The organism is Kitasatospora sp. NBC_00315 (assembly GCF_041435095.1).
Taxonomy (GTDB): domain Bacteria; phylum Actinomycetota; class Actinomycetes; order Streptomycetales; family Streptomycetaceae; genus Kitasatospora.
In genome coordinates this window covers 388,315-403,134 of record NZ_CP108025.1, presented here as the reverse complement: position 1 = coordinate 403,134, position 14,820 = coordinate 388,315, and the positions used below count along the sequence as shown (strand labels likewise).

Below are 14,820 nucleotides of genomic sequence, written 5' to 3'. Positions count from 1 at the left end.
AGCGACGAACAGGGCGGTCTGCCGGCCGCCGGAGCCCGGACACCCCCTCGGGCCGGGCGTTTAGTCGTTGTGCATCCAGGCACGGGAACCTGGCCACCTGACGGGCCGTCGAGCCGCGGTCCGGCGGTACGGCCCCCTGCGAAAGAGGACTACATGACGACTGCCGTCCCGATCACCCCCGTCGACGCGCCCAACACCGGCAAGCAGGTCCCCGGCAAGGCCGACTGGGCGGTCGTCCCGATCACCAAAGGAAAGGCACGGTACGCGTTCCCGGCCGAGTGGGGTGCCGGCGCCCTCCACCACAAGATCTCCAAGGAGAAGCTCAGTTCGATCGCGGAGCAGATCGCCATCCTCTACAACGCTCCCGACCCGGAGCTGAAGGCCGCTGTTCGGGCGTTCTGGGGGCTTTGCTGGCGGCTGGCGGGCGAACCGGTGGTCCGGGCCGTGATGGACGCGAGGCCCAAAACCAGCCCGCACCGACTGCTCTGGAACCTGCCGATCATGGTGTCACTGGGACCGATGAGCCCGTCGACCGATCCGGGCCAGGAGTTCGACGCGGACACCGAGGCGGAGCCGGCCGGGAACGGCCGACGGCGGATGGACGCCGTCTCCACCCTCCTCAAGGAGCTGGAAGACGCCTGGACCACCGCGGACGGCGCCAACAACGGACTGGGCGACTTCGACGCGGACCTGTGGAAGGAGCTGACCCGGCTGCTCGGTCAGGCGCACGAGGCCGCCCAGACGGCGTACGGCAGTGTCCGCGGCGACCTGCTGCTCTACCCGCCGTTGCGTGAGCAGTGGCTCCACGACACGGTCACCCACGAGAACCTCCGCAAGGGCCTGACCAACTATCCCGGTGCGCAGGCCGGGCAGCAGCTCTTCGCCGCGGCCCGGCACAACGCGCAGGCCATCGCCCAGTTCCACGCCTCCGCCACCGTGGTGGGGAGCGGGCAGGCGCGGGGCACGTTCAACGCCTGCCCGGTGGTCCTGACCGTCTCCGTCGACGAGGCGAGCACTCACCACGTCTGCACCCGGCACACCTTCGCCTTCTTCGACTTCCGTGCCACCGCGCGCCCGATCAACACCATCTGGCCGGGCGTCACCACCTTCGCCGCCGTGTCGGCACTGGCCGTGGAGGTCCTGCCCGGAATCGCGGAGAGCTGCCTCGCCGAACTGACCCGTCAGGTCAACTCGGATCCCGAGGACTGGTTCGGCCAGGACATCGAACTCGACATCCAGTCGGCCGGGCCGCACACCGTCTACTTCCGGGCCGCTGTGGACAAGGTCAAGGAGGAGGCCGACGGCAGCCTGCGAGTGAAGGTCTTTCTGAAGACCTTCGCGCCCGCCGGCCACAGCGGCCCGGGCTTCCTGCGGCAGGAACTCGACACCATCGGCCACGCCCTCGGCGCTCTGCCGTAGCCCGGCCGTACCTCCTGCCCGGACCGGCCACGGGACGATCCGCCGGGGCCGGGGCCGGGGCCGGGCGGCGACGTCCCCCGCCCGGCTTCCCGGTGCTGTCAGCTCCCCGACGGCGCGGGATTCGGTACGGAGGCGGTGAGTAGTTGCGAACCGGGGTGTTAACTTCTCTCCCGTGGCGGAGCACCAGGAAGAAACCAAGGCGGCCTACGGCGGGATCGTCGAGCTGTACGCGTCGATGTTCGCCAATCGGCTGGAGACGCAGCCGTTCACGCGGAACATGATCGGCACCTTCGCCGAGCTGGTGCGTGGGACGGGGAATCCGCGGGCGGCCGACGTCGGCTGCGGGCCCGGACATCTGACCGCCATGCTGCACGACCTGGGACTGGACGCCTTCGGGCTCGACCTCTCCCCGGCGATGGTCGACCACGCCCGGCGGGCCCATCCCGCACTGCGGTTCGACGAGGCGCGGATGGAGGCCCTCCCGGTTGAGGACGGCTCGCTCGGCGGAGTGCTGGCCCACTACTCGATGATCCACACTCCTCCCGGGGAACTACCCGCGCTGCTCGCCGAGCAGGCGCGGGTCCTGGCGCCGGGGGGTCTGCTCCTGGTCTCGTTCTTCGCGACGGACGCGCCCGATCCGGTCCGCTTCGCCCACAAGGTGACGCCCGCCTACAGCTGGCCGGCGGACCGGTTCGCCGAGCTGCTCGCCGGGGCCGGGTTCGCCACCTTCGCCCGACTGCTCCACGACCCGGCCTCCGAGCGGGGCTTCCTCGACGCCCACTTGCTGGCCCGGCTCCGATAGTGCCGGTCGGCGGGCATCGCGCGGGTCCGGTCCCGGTGGTCCGGGTGGTTCGAGTTCGCCGGGGTGACCTGCCGCAAGGGTCCGGATGTACCTCGATCGGATTGGCCTCCCCGTGAGGGGGCCGACCGCGCTTCGGTCGGCCCCCTCACGCTCGTCCGGCTGACACGTCCTCACCACAGGGTCGCGTCCGCCGACCGCGCCCCGCACGTTCGCGCCACCGTTGACCGTGCCGTGCCGTGCCGTGCGGTCCCGTGTCGATGCCGTACCGGCCCCGTACTCCGGATGCCGGTCACGTCACGGTGCGGTCCGCACACGCGGGAGGTACTTCGTGCGGGCGGCGGGCGGCTGCCCGGATCTTCGCGGGGACGGACCGGGTGGGGTTGCCACGCCGTCAGCGGTTGCTCGTCGTGCCGATGTCGACGATGTGGTTGTACCGCTCCACCAGCACGAAGAGCTTGCTCTTCTGCGTCGTCTCCCCGCTGCCGTAGGTCAGGGTGACGACGACCTCGTGGCTGTTGCCCACGGCGCCGTTGTCGGTCACCGTCCACCGCGCCGGGACGTTCTGGGCACGCAGGACGCCGTCCGCCCCGTTCTCCTCCTCCCAGGCCGCCAGCCGCTCGGCGAACTCGGGTGTCAGGTAGTGCGCGCGCAGCGCCGTGGCGAGGGTGCCGTCCGGGTCCTCGTAGTCGCCCTTCGCGTCGATGTACGCGCCGTAGAAGTCGGCGACCCGGGTCACCGACTGGCCGTTCGTGCCGCTGACCGACCCCGATGCGGCGGCGGACACCTGCGCGGGGGCGTGGACGGCCGCCTGCGCCGACATCTGCGCCGAGATGCCGAAGCCGACCGCCAGGACGAGAGCGGCGGCGACGGCCGCGCGGTGTCCCGGACGACGGTGTGTGAGGGGGTTGCCGTTCATGTGCGTGTTCCTTCTCTGGTCCGTATGTGGTCGCGCTCGTTCGGATTCCCGCCGAGCGCGCCTGCCGACTTGTCGCCACCCCGTCCGTGTCCGATCCGAGGACACGAGGGCCCGACCGCCCGACCGCCCGATCGGACAAGAGGGCGTCTCCGTGTCCTCGGCCCGGAACGCAGTGCGGGTAGGTCCGCACTCCGGGTGCCGGGGCACAGGGGTGCCCGGGTGGACGAGTTCAGGGTGGGTGTCGTCGCCGTGTCGTTGCCGGGGCGGGTGTTCCGCCGCGGCCGGTGCGACACCCAGAGCTTCGAGGACGTCGGGGATGCACCACAACAGCCGTCGCTGAACCTGCAACGGTGGAACCATCCCACCCCTGGTGACCTGCGGAAACAGAGAGTGCCTGGGATGCCGTACCGGGATGCGAACCCGACCTTCGGCGGGCGCCCCGGCCCGGCGGGGATCACCGCCACCCTTCCGGCCGGTACCCCCGGACGGGGTGGAGCCAAACGCCCGAGTCATCGACTCGGCAGGACAGGTCGTCGCCGAGGCCGTTCTCGGCGACGGGATCGAACACGTCGCGACGACACGGCCGGGCATACCTGGGTCGGGTACTTCGACGAAGGACGGGCCCCGGGCGGCGGGTGAGCTCCTGGTGTCGCGCCTCCGGGCGGCCCTCTCCGCAGGAGGGCCGCCCGGAGGTGGTGTCGGACGGTGCGCGTAGCGCCGCCCGGTCGAGATCGTGCGTCAGCCGCGTCCGACGCGTCGGGCGTTGACGCCGCCGGCTTCGAAGTCGTAGATGTCGTCGTTGATCCGGAGGCCGTCCACGGCGCCGACCCACAGGTGGTCGCGGCCCTTGCTGATCGAGGCGGTGAGGATCGTCGGGGCGTTGCCGCCGTCGTCGAGGGACTGCTTCAGACCCGTGAAGGTGCAGGGGGTGCCCTGGGTGCAGGAGGTCTCGCCGCCGGTGAGGTACCACGTGCCGCTCGTGGTGGCGTCGAGGTAGGGGCTCCAGCGGTTCAGGGAGGCGACCGGGACGGCGTCGGGCTGCCATACGAGCACGGAGTAGTTGTCGCTCTGGCCGGTGCCGACGTTGGGGTCGATCTCGAACCTGATGCCCGGCAGGTTGGTGGGGCCGCCGTTGCTGACGTTCTCGCTGGTCTGGAAGACGTGGAAGCCGACCTGCTCCAGGTCCAGCACTGAATCGCCGTAGAAGTCGACCTCGTTGCCGAAGTCGACCTTCTCGGCGCCCGGGCTCTGCGAGGTGGAGTTGTCCGCGACCTCGATGCCGAGGCTGCCGGTCCCGTAGGGCGGCTCGGAGGCGTCGCCGGTTCCGCCGTACGAGCCGTAGGGGCCGTTGCGCAGGGCCGCGACGGGGGAGCCGATGGTGTTGCGGGTGATCACGCCCCAGTGCTCCGAACGTGCCGCGCCGCCGTCGGTCGCCTGGGCCACGCCCGAGAGCGTGGAGGTGACGAAGGACGTGATCGCGTCCGCGAGCCCGGACCCGTCCGATCCCGTGGCCGCGGACGCGGGCGCCGCTCCCGGGACGGTCGAGGCGACGATCGCGGCCAGTGCGGCGACCGCGAGCACCCGGCCACGGCTTCTACCGAAACGAACCTTCACAGCTGTTCCTCCTAGGTGGCGGGGGAGGCCTTCGGACGGCCTCCTCCACGGTCCGAGCCGCCCTCAGAAGGAGGGCGGACGCGGCGATCACGCCCGGCGACGGTCACGACCGACGCATAGCCACCGGCCTGCGGCCGGACTCGACCCACATGATCACCATTGCATAGGGTGATCGTACGTACGCATGGTGTGACGTGCCCGTAGACGGGTCTGTTCGTGTCCTCGTCGCGGACGGCGCTGGGACCGCCCCGGGAGCCGCGATCAGTGGACGGGTCGGGTGGGGTCCTTGGATCACCGGAGCCGGGCGGCTCGCTGGCACGGTGGCGGGTCGGCGGTCGGCGGTCGGCGTACGAGCGCGGTCGTCCGCGGCTCGGGCGCCGCCACGGCCGGCCGGTGTGACCCAGGACACAGGGCCGGGGTGCATAGCGGAGCGGGGTCCAGCGTCTTATCAGGGGTACAGGGACGCGGTCGTACGGCGGCGCGCGTGATCGATGACGCGTGCGCCGCCCTCGGCTCCGCGACAGGGGCCGGCACGTCCGGCGGGGAGGCAAGGGGACCGAGGGTGACGGGGCAGTTGCGGGCCGACGAGTTCGACCGCTTCGTGGCGGCTCGCTGGTCGGCGCTGCTCCACCTGGCGCGGCTGCTCACCGGCGGGGACCGGCACCGGGCCGAGGACCTGCTGCAGGAGTCGCTCGTCAAGCTGTGGTTCGCCTGGCCGAGGGTGGCCGAGCAGGCGCCGGAGGCGTACGTACGCAAGGTCCTGGCCCGTGCCGCGGCCCGCTCGGCACGGCGCCGCTGGTGGGGCGAGCAGCCCGTCGGCCGGCTGCCCGACCCGCCCGGCTCGGCGGACGAGGCCGCGGCCGTGGACGAACGGACCGGGTTGGAGGCCGTGCTGGCGTTGCTTCCGGCGCGGCAGCGGGCCGCGGTGGTGCTGCGCTACTACCAGGACCTGCCCGAGGGGCAGGTCGCGGAGGTGCTGGGGTGCCCGCTGGGTACCGCCCGGTCGCTCACGGCCCGTGGCGTCGCACGGTTGCGGCAGCTGCTGGCCGAGGCGGTCGGCCCGGTCGAGTGAGAAGGGGAGCCATGGATCAATTCGAGCAGGACCTGGCGCGAATGATGCGCGACGGGCTGGAGGAGGTGTCGTACGAGGACCGCCACCGGGACCGTCTGCGCGCCGGCGTGCGCGCCCGGTACCGGGTCCGGACGGCATGGGCGGCCGCAGGGTCGGTGCTGACCGCCACCGGACTCTGCGTCGCGCTGCTGGTCCTGGCGAGTTCCTTCCCCCGGGGCGGGCCCCCCGGTCCTCGGCCTCGTCCCGTCGTCTCCGCCGAGTCGGCGACGATGACGTCGCCGGGCCGCCCGGCCGCCCCCGCGGAGGGGGCGTCGGCGCCGCACCGCCCGTCGACGCCCGGGCCGGTCACGGGGCCGGGCCGGATCCCGGCCACCCGGACGGGTGCCGGGAGCCCCGGCGGATGAGGACCTCCCCGGCCGGCGGGACGACCCGTCGCCCGCCGCGCACCCGATCATCGTTCGTCCCGCCCTCCACGAGGAGAAGGCCCCCTTCGTGATCCCCGAGAACGCGACCGCCTCCGCCGGCCTGCCCCGGCAGGTGGCCGACCGCCGGCCGACCCCCTGGGAGCGGCAACTGCACCGCGCCGGGTACGTCGCGCGCCCGCACCTCTCCGTGCGCGACCGCCTGGTGGCGCCGTTTCCCGAACCCGGATCGCGGATGCGGCACACGCTCGGACTGTCCCCGGCGGCGGCGCACCGGCTGGCGCGGTGGTCCGGCTGGGGCGGGCCGCTGCTGGTCACGCTCCTCGCCGGGCTGCCGCGCTTCTGGCGCCTGGGCAGCCCGCGGGCGGTCGTCTTCGACGAGACGTACTACGCCAAGGACGCCTGGTCCCTGCTGCGGCTCGGCTACGAGGGCAGCTGGCCGGACCACCTGGCCTCCGACCCGCAGATCCTCGGCAGCCCCCAGGTGATCCCGCTGTCCGACTCCGGGGCGTTCGTCGCGCACCCGCCGACGGGCAAGTGGGTGATCGCCCTCGGCGAGTGGATGTTCGGACTCGGCCCGTTCGGCTGGCGCTTCATGACGGCGGCTCTGGGCACCCTGTCGGTGCTGATGCTGTGCCGCACGGGGCGCCGTCTGTTCCGTTCGACCCTGCTGGGATGCCTGGCCGGGGCCCTGATGGCGGTGGACGGCCTGCACTACGTGATGAGCCGCACGGCGCTGCTCGACCTCGTCGTGATGGTTTTCGCCCTGGCGGCGTTCGGGTCCCTGCTCGTCGACCGGGACCGCACGCGGGCCCGGCTCGCGGCCGCCCTGCCGGTCGACGGGCTCGGCCGGGCACACCCGGACGGGCACACCGGCGCCCGCGCCGGGACGGGCCCGCGGCCCTGGCGCCTCGCGGCCGGGCTCTTCCTCGGACTGTCGGCCTCGGTCAAGTGGAACGGCCTGTACTTCCTGGCTTCCTTCCTCGTCCTCACCCTGCTGTGGGACGCCGGCGCCCGCCGCACCGCGGGCGCGCGTCGCCCCTACCGCGCGGTGCTGCGCAGGGACTGCTGGTCGGCGCTCTCCCTCGCCGCGGTCGCCGCCCTGGTGTACCTGGCGACCTGGACCGGCTGGTTCCGGTCCGACCAGGGGTACGGGCGGCACTGGGCGGACGGCCGCGGCGGCACCTGGTCGTGGATCCCGGCCCCGCTCCGCAGCCTGTGGCACTACGAGTACGAGGTTTACCAGTTCAACGTGGGGCTGCACACACCCCACGCGTACGAGTCGAACCCCTGGAGCTGGCTGGTCCTCGGCCGTCCCGTGCTGTTCCACTACACGCAGGCGGAGCCCGGCACGGCCGGCTGCCACGCCGCCACCGCCTGCTCGCAGACGATCCTCGCCCTCGGAACACCGCTCCTGTGGTGGTCGGCCTGCTGCGCGCTCGTGTACCTGCTCCACCGATGGGCGCTGCGGCGCGACTGGCGCTCCGGCGCCGTCCTGTGCGGGGTGGGGGCCGGCTACCTGCCCTGGTTCCTCTACCAGGACCGCACGATCTTCTCCTTCTACGCGGTCGCCTTCGTGCCGTACCTGAGCCTGGCCGTGACGATGATGCTGGGAGCCCTGCCGGGGCCGCCGGGGGCGAGCGAGGGGCGCCGCGTCCGGGGTGCGGTGGTGGCAGGGGCGCTCGTCCTGCTCATCGGCTGGAACTTCGTCCACTTCCTTCCGATCTACACGGGGCAGAGCATCCCGTACGCCGACTGGCGCGCCAGGTTGTGGCTCGACAGCTGGTACTGAGCCCTGTCGCCCCGCCGTCCTGTCGCCCCGCCGTCCTGTCGGGGCGGCCATGGGCCGGCCTCACGTCCTTCCCTGCCGGGCGGAGTGGCCTCGGAGGTTCGCCGTGAACTACGCGGTTACGAGCCATCGTTGTCCTGACCCGCCGGGTCGGTGCTCCGCCTCGATATTCTGCCCGGCATGATCAGCTCATCCGCGGGTTCCGACGATGCCGAGCTCGCCACAGTCGGCGCATCTGCCGGGGCGGACGTGGTGCGCCGCCTGTACGGCCGTCAGCTCGCCCGCATCGACAAGGGAGCGGGGGACTTCGCCACCGCCGCCGACGTGGAAGCGGAGAAGGCGATCCTCGGCGTCATCCGTGCTGCCCGCCCCGATGACGCGATCCTCGGCGAGGAGGGCGGGCAGCAGGGTGCGGCCGACGCTGTACGCCAGTGGCTGGTGGATCCCCTGTGCGGCACGCTGAACTACGCGGCCGCCACCATGCTGGTGGCCGTCAACGTAGCGCTGCGCGACGGAGCGGCGGCCGTGGCCGACCCGTTCAACGACGAGGTCTTCTTCACCGACGGTGAGAGCGCCTGGGTGCGGCACGACGGGGTCGACGAGCGGTTGGCGCCCTCGTCGGCCACCCGCCTGGTGGACGTCAACCTCGATCCGCCGTTCCCGAGCGCGCCCGGATTCCGAGCCGTGGACCTCCTGGGCCGGCCCGAGTTCGTCGAGCGCTTCCGGCCCAGGGTCCTCTCCACGACGTTGGCCCTGGCCTGGGTCGCCACCGGCAGGCGCGCCGCGTACGTCACCGATGGTGGCGACCTGACCGGGAGCGTGCACTTCGCCGCCGGAATCGCCCTGTGCCGGGCAGCCGGCTGCGTTGTCACCGGGATCGACGGCGCACCGGTCGGTGAGGCGGGTCGCGGCCTGCTGGTGGCCGCCGACGCGCAGACCCACGAATCACTGATGTCGATCATCCGCGGCCGAGGCCGGTGCGGCGATCGGCTCCCGTGAGCACGAAGGCTGCGCGGTCCTGCCACGCCGCGCCCGGGCCGCCGTCGCCCGGAGGGTGGACGAGCGCGACGGCGGGCCGGTGGCCGGACTCGTGGTGGCGGCCGGGGAACCGGCCGGCCGCCGTACGAGAGGGGCCCGCGCGCACGTTGTCCTCACTCGCACGCGGTGTCGATCTCTCCGTGCTCGTCGAGGTCGATCGGGAATCTCCGACTGTCACTGAGCGTCATGCTCCACCCGTGGCGGAGGGTTCCCGAGGAGGGATTGTCCGCGAGCCAGAACCTGGGGGTGTCGGTGAAGCAGGTGCCGGCGGTGGCGCCCCCTGCGGATCGCAACCTCGCGCTCAGGAACCGCTCGGCGAGGGTCGGACGCACCGAGGGGTCACCGGCCTTGGCGGCCGTCACCAGGCCGCCGTAGAAGCCGTTGACGCTCGGGTCGTCACCCTGACCCCGTGCGGTGTCGGGCGTGCAGGTCAGCGAGCGCACGGTGCCCGAAGCACCGTCAAAGGTGAGTGAGGCGACCTGACCGAGCGGCTGGGCTCCCTGGTACAGCCGGATCTCGCCGGCGGCCAGCACACCGTCGACTGCCACTCCACAGGTCACCCCGCGCGAGTCGGTACCCCAGATCCGCCGGTACGCGTCGGCGTCGGCGAACAGGGCCGCCACCCTGTCGAGGTCCACCTCGGCACGGGTCGCCGGATCCTGATAGCGCAGGGCGGCGAGATAGAGCGCCCGCGTCGTCTCCGACGGCTCGGCAGGGGGCCGGGGAGACGAGGTGCTCGACGGTGAGGTGGTCGGCGAGGGCACCGGGCGGGAGGGGACCTGCACCGTGGGCGATCCGCGGTCGTGCCCCAGCTGACTCGCGAACCCGGCGCTCATCGCCAGCACGGTCAGAGCGGCAACCGCACCCGCCGCGAGGCGGCGACGGCGACGCCTGACCGTCGCGACGAGCGCGTCCACCTCGTACGTACGGGGAGGGAACCGATCCGCCCGGTCCTGCATGGCCGCGGTCAGTTCGCCCTCCAGGTCGAAGTCCTTCATGCGGCCCCTCCCGAGGGTGTGTGACGGGTGTTCCGGGCGACGGCCGACCGGAGTTTCGCCAGTCCGCGGCTCGCCTGGGACCGCACCGTACTGGCCGAAGTGTTCATCAGACCGGCGATCTCCGCGTCGCTGAGCTCCTCGAAGTACCGCAGCACCAGTACGGTTCGCATGCTGGTCGGCAGTTCCTGGAGCGTGCGCATCAGCTCGTCCCGCGCGTCGACGCCCTTGTACGGATCGACCCGCTCACCACCGGCGTCGTCATGGAGCGGTGTCTCCGCGTGCCCGCGCTGCCTGCGCCAGCGGTCGTTGGCGAGATTCACCAGGATCCTGCGCGCGTAGGCCTCGGGCACGTCCGCGGAGCGGACCCGTCGCCAATGCCGGTAGACCTTCTCCAGCGTGGACTGCACGAGATCGTCGGCCGCATGGCGCTCCCCGGTGAGAAGCAACGCGGTCCTGAACAGCGCCGCCGACCGCGCCTGGACGAACGACGTGAAATCCTCGACGTCACTGCCGCGCATCAGCGACCCTCCGTACGTGCTCCCTCAGCATGACCGCCCCCGTCCTGAAGCCGCTCTGGCTTCTGTCACCGACCTGACGTGGGGTACCCCGGCGCTGCTGCACGCGAAGGGCGTTCGTGACCCAAGCGTTACCACCCGATCGCCGCGCCACGCCCAGGTGCGGCGGACCGGCGCCGACGGTGGAGTCGCGACGTCCAGCTCGTGGACGACCGAGCCACGGCACCGCCGGTCGTGACCGGCCGCATCGCCCTGCTCGGCGGCGCGGCCACTTCGTCGGCCGGCAGCCCGGGACCGCTCGTCCGCTACGGCGCGGGCGCGGTGGCAGTGTCCGGCCGCGGTCGCGTCCTCACCGGCCCGGCGAAGCAGGCCGCGCCCAGCGCCTCCACCCGCCGCAGGAAGCCGGTGGGCAGAAAGACGGCGTCGGCGGTGATCATCGCCAGCGAGAAGAAGGGCAGACCCAGGATGACGGCGATGCCGATGTGCTCGGCGATCATCAGGATCAGGAGCACGTTCTTGATCCGGCGGTTGAAGACGAGAAAGGGGAAGGAGACCTGGACCATCACTGTTCCGTAGGTGAGCAACAGGACCAGTGTGCTGTTGCCGGAGAGCACGGGTGCCAGTTCGGGCCAGGGGGCGAAGTACGGGAGATGCAGCGGGTAGTAGACCGCGCTGCCGTTCTGCCAGAGGGATCCCTGGATCTTGTACCAGCCCGCCGTGGCGTAGATGAGGCACACCTGGACGGCGATGACCAGCATGGCCGAGTTGTGGACCAGGTTGGCGAGGGCCTCGGAGACTGCCGCCGCCTCGCCACGCGAACGCCGGACACGGAGCGCGTGGTGCACTCCGGTCACCGCCCAGGACGGCCACAGGAGCAGCCCCCAGGAGTGGGAGCCGAACCCGAGCACGCCGGGGGCCGGCACGCCGGTCGCCCAGCTCACGGCCAGCGCCGCTCCGGCGGCGAGCCACAACGCCGCTCCCCACGGATCGGACCCGGAGGCGGCGTGGCGGCGCACCCGGCGCGCGTCCAGTGACCAGACCGTGCCGCAGCGCGTGAAGGCCAGGTAGATGGCGAGGAGGTGGACGACGTTGTCGCCTCCGTCGCCGAGGAGCGCCGCGCGGTTCTCCAGGGAGAGCACCAGCAGCATGAAGAGCACGGACGTCAAGCGGGTGCGCCAGCCGACCAGCAGCAGGGCACCGACCACGATGGCGAGCGTGTAGACGAACTCGAACCACACCCGGCTGTCGGACCAGGCCAGGAGCGTGAAGGCGTGGTTGCCCGCCAGCATCTGACGGGCCAGATCCAGGCTCCAGGCCGTCCGGTCACCGTAGAGCTCCCGCCGCAGCGGCCATTCCCGCAGCAGGAAGGCGCAGAAGGTGAAGGCGACACCGATGCGCACCACGGCCGCCTGATAGGGGGCGAGGGTGCGGGCGAACACCGCTCGCACCGCGGTCGTCTCGGCGCGTTCGGGCGCGGCGGCCCCCACGGAAGCAGCCGGACCGCGGGCGCCGCCGGGACCGACCCGAGAAGCCGGACCGCGGGCGCCGCCGGGACCGACCCGAGCGGGCGGTGGGGTCGGTACGGGCATCAGGCCGCTCCCAGTCCGGCGTAGTCCTGGGGGCTGACGGCCCACCAGCCGAGGGTCCGGTACTCCGGCGCTCCCACTGGGGCCGGACCCGTCCAGGGCGGTCCGGGCACCTGCCAGGTGGCGGATCGCAGCTGCACCCCGACGATCGGGCTGCCCTGCCACCGCGCGCCGACACGCTGGAGCGCCAGCCGCTTCAGGTACTGCTCCGAGAGCGGTGCGCCGCTGCCCGTCGGTGTCTCGTCCTGCTGGCTGTGCCAGGTGGTGTAGTAGTCCCAGCCCCGCCGCAGCATGTTCTGGTCGAGATGCGAAGGGGCGGGGTTGTGCTTGACGGCCGCGAGGTCCGACGCGGTCAGGTCGGCCCAGTCGGGCTCGGCGCGGGCGCCGCCCGAATCCAGCGTCTGCACCCGCACCTGGACATGGATGTCGGCCTGGAGCGGGTTGGGCGCGAAGAGCTGCCAGTTCTGGTCGAACTCCGGATAGATGTGAGCGTTGATCTCCTGCTGGTACTTGAGTGAGAGCTCGTTGGGCGGGGCGAGAAAGAGGAAGACCGCGCCCAGGTGGTAGAGGACGGCTCCCACCACGACGACGAGGGCTGCGCCCAGCACCAGGCGGGCGCCCGGCGACCAGGGCGGCGGCGCTGCCGGCTCCGCGCCTTGTCCGGCCGGGGCGCCCTCCGGGAGGATCGTCGCGGTCGCCGGGCCCCCGGTCGCGCCCTCCTCGCCTGCTCCGCCCGTACCGGCGGCTCCTTCGGGGGACGGCTCACCCGCTGCGGCTTCCGGCCCCGGCCCCGCCGCTACGGCCCGCGGCGCCGGTCCGTCCGGTGCTGCGGGGCTGTTCCGGGAGGCGGGCGTCGCACGCGGGACGACCCGGTGCCCGGCCCCCGAGCCGTGGTCGCTCGCTGCCATGTCGTGCTCCTTGCTTCCCCTGAGCCGGCCGCCGCGCGCCGTGCGTGGACCGCGAGAGCGCGGACGTGGCCGTTCCTCGCCCTGGTGGCGTGCTGACACGGCCTGCGGACGGCGCCGTGCGGCACCGCCCGCTGCCGTTCTCCCGGTGCTAGCTCTGGGTGTAGGTGTAGTGCGGGGAGTCGTACTGGGCACCGCTCTTCTCGTAGGTGAACCAGTAGGTGACGGTGTTTCCGGCGGACAGGTTGCCGACGGTCTGCGTCCACGTGCCGGCGTTGTTGGTCATCCGGAGGTTCTGCTGGTTGGCGTTGTTGACCAGGTAGTGGACGTCCACGTACGCGGCCGCGGTGGTCGGCTTGAAGGTGATCTGCGCCTGGGTGGCGTTCACCCGCACGGCGGCCGCGGTGCCGTCGGCCGTGGTGCCGCCCGAACCGCCGGTCGTGGTCCCGCCGCCGGTCGTGCCGCCGGTCGTGGTGCCGCCGGGTGCCTTGTTGTAGACCGCGACCCAGTCGACGTTCATCTGTCCGCCGGAGACGGTGTTGGCGTTGGGGCCCCCGCCGAAGGCCGAGGGGAACCCGCCGCCCATGGCGAGGTCGTAGATGATGAAGAACGGGTGGTCCACCGCGTTGGCCCAGGTCGTGGCGTCGACCTGGTTGGCCTTGACGGTGAAGTAGTTGGTCCCGTCCAGGTACCAGCGGATCTGCTCCGGGGAGACGGAGCGGTCGATCTGCACGGCGTAGGTGTGGTAGCCGGTCTGGCAGCCGGTACAGGCGTGCTCACCGCTGCCGATGCCGGTGCTCTCGTTGCACGGGCCGCCCGGGTTGACGCCGCAGTGCAGCGTGCCGAAGACGGAGCTGCGACTGTTGACGTCCTCCAGGATGTCCACCTCGCCCGAGCCCGGCCACGTCGTGCCGGTACGCAGTGTCGATCCCAGCATCCAGAACGCGGGCCAGTAACCGGCCCCGTTGGCGGTGGTGAGATTGGGCTGCTGGATCGCGGAGACCATCTCCACGACGCCGCCGGCGGGTGCGCCGAAGGTCGCGGCCTGGGTCTCGACCCGGCCTGATGTCCACCCGCCGGCTGGATCGGTGCCGGAGTGCAGCGCCTTGAGCACCAGGTGCCCGTTTCCGTCCTGGTAGACGTTGGCGGTGCTGTTGGTCATCGTCTCGATCTCGCCGGTGCCGAAAGTGCTGCCGGCGCCGGTGTCGTACTTCCAGGCCGAGTCGATGCCGGTTCCGGAAGCACCGTTGAAGTCGTCGCTCCAGGTGGTGGTGAAGCCTGCCGGTGCGGCCGGCACCGCGGCCGGCGCGGCGGCGGGTTGCAGGGCAGCCGGTTGCAACGCGGTGGTCTGGGTGGCGGACGCGTTGCCGCTCGCGCCCGTCGTAATCAGCGCCAGCACACCGATGGCTGCGACGGCGAGGGCGGTCATGCGGCGTCGCGAAGGCACTCGTCGGCTCCTGGCGAATACGTGCTGCTGTTCCGTCATCAGGAACACTCCGTCCGGGGTGGGGGATCGCGGACAGCACTCAGCGAATATCCGTTCGTGAGTGCAATGCTTGAGAGCGCTCTCAGCGCGGGATGCTAGCACCCTCGGGCCGGAGCACGTCAAGGTGCTTGCAGTACTTCCCAGTTCGGGCTCCACTCGCCGGAGGTGCTCGCCCGGCGGCGGGTCGTCGGGCGGACCCTGCGGGGTGCCGGGCTCGCGGGTGGCCCGCCGTCCGTCGAGTCGACCGGTGGTCGAGGA

At 72.2% G+C, this 14,820-nt stretch carries 13 protein-coding genes; 6 read left to right on the top strand and 7 right to left on the bottom strand.

What is annotated here, in order from left to right:
- The first annotated feature begins 153 nt into the window (after positions 1–153).
- Both OG823_RS01600 and OG823_RS01595 read left to right on the top strand, forming a co-directional pair.
- Positions 154–1,419 (top strand): hypothetical protein, encoded by a 1,266-nt coding sequence (locus tag OG823_RS01600; RefSeq protein WP_371476766.1) that lies wholly within the window; start codon positions 154–156, stop codon positions 1,417–1,419.
- Between the two features lie 172 nt (positions 1,420–1,591).
- Positions 1,592–2,221 carry a methyltransferase domain-containing protein gene (locus OG823_RS01595; protein ID WP_371476765.1) on the top strand — a complete coding sequence of 210 codons (630 nt, stop codon included), beginning with the start codon at positions 1,592–1,594 and terminating at the stop codon, positions 2,219–2,221.
- A gap of 391 nt (positions 2,222–2,612) precedes the next feature.
- Here OG823_RS01595 and OG823_RS01590 read toward each other — a convergent pair whose 3' ends face one another.
- Positions 2,613–3,137, bottom strand: a complete 525-nt coding sequence (locus OG823_RS01590; protein ID WP_371476763.1) for a hypothetical protein — start codon at positions 3,135–3,137, stop codon at positions 2,613–2,615.
- Between the two features lie 738 nt (positions 3,138–3,875).
- Entirely contained in the window at positions 3,876–4,751 is an 876-nt protein-coding gene (locus OG823_RS01585) for a hypothetical protein (protein WP_371476762.1), read from the bottom strand.
- A 562-nt stretch (positions 4,752–5,313) separates the two neighbouring features.
- On the opposite strand from OG823_RS01585, the gene OG823_RS01580 reads away from it, so the two are divergent.
- From OG823_RS01580 to OG823_RS01565, 4 genes are all read left to right on the top strand, one after another.
- Complete coding sequence (locus OG823_RS01580; protein ID WP_371476761.1) at positions 5,314–5,823, top strand: SigE family RNA polymerase sigma factor; 510 nt, start codon at positions 5,314–5,316, stop codon at positions 5,821–5,823.
- 11 nt (positions 5,824–5,834) lie between these two features.
- Positions 5,835–6,227 (top strand): hypothetical protein, encoded by a 393-nt coding sequence (locus tag OG823_RS01575; protein ID WP_371476760.1) that lies wholly within the window; start codon positions 5,835–5,837, stop codon positions 6,225–6,227.
- Between the two features lie 88 nt (positions 6,228–6,315).
- Entirely contained in the window at positions 6,316–8,037 is a 1,722-nt protein-coding gene (locus tag OG823_RS01570) for a dolichyl-phosphate-mannose--protein mannosyltransferase (protein ID WP_371476759.1), read from the top strand.
- A gap of 177 nt (positions 8,038–8,214) precedes the next feature.
- Complete coding sequence (locus tag OG823_RS01565) at positions 8,215–9,033, top strand: inositol monophosphatase (RefSeq protein WP_371476757.1); 819 nt, start codon at positions 8,215–8,217, stop codon at positions 9,031–9,033.
- A 152-nt stretch (positions 9,034–9,185) separates the two neighbouring features.
- Here the strand turns inward: OG823_RS01565 and OG823_RS01560 are convergent, their stop codons facing one another.
- The 5 genes from OG823_RS01560 to OG823_RS01540 form a co-directional block, all read right to left on the bottom strand.
- The gene (locus OG823_RS01560) at positions 9,186–10,070 is read right to left on the bottom strand and encodes a hypothetical protein (protein WP_371476756.1); all 885 of its coding nucleotides are present in this window, start codon (positions 10,068–10,070) and stop codon (positions 9,186–9,188) included.
- Positions 10,067–10,588 (bottom strand): SigE family RNA polymerase sigma factor, encoded by a 522-nt coding sequence (locus OG823_RS01555; RefSeq protein ID WP_371476754.1) that lies wholly within the window; start codon positions 10,586–10,588, stop codon positions 10,067–10,069. The genes OG823_RS01560 and OG823_RS01555 overlap by 4 nt, the downstream gene beginning before the upstream one ends.
- 302 nt (positions 10,589–10,890) lie before the next feature.
- Positions 10,891–12,024 carry an HTTM domain-containing protein gene (locus tag OG823_RS01550; RefSeq protein WP_371476752.1) on the bottom strand — a complete coding sequence of 378 codons (1,134 nt, stop codon included), beginning with the start codon at positions 12,022–12,024 and terminating at the stop codon, positions 10,891–10,893.
- Positions 12,025–12,173: 149 nt separating this feature from the next.
- Positions 12,174–13,079: a DUF5819 family protein gene (locus OG823_RS01545; RefSeq protein WP_371476750.1), complete on the bottom strand. Its 906-nt coding sequence runs from the start codon at positions 13,077–13,079 to the stop codon at positions 12,174–12,176.
- Positions 13,080–13,227: 148 nt separating this feature from the next.
- Positions 13,228–14,523: a glycoside hydrolase family 16 protein gene (locus tag OG823_RS01540; protein WP_371476749.1), complete on the bottom strand. Its 1,296-nt coding sequence runs from the start codon at positions 14,521–14,523 to the stop codon at positions 13,228–13,230.
- Positions 14,524–14,820 lie beyond the last annotated feature (297 nt).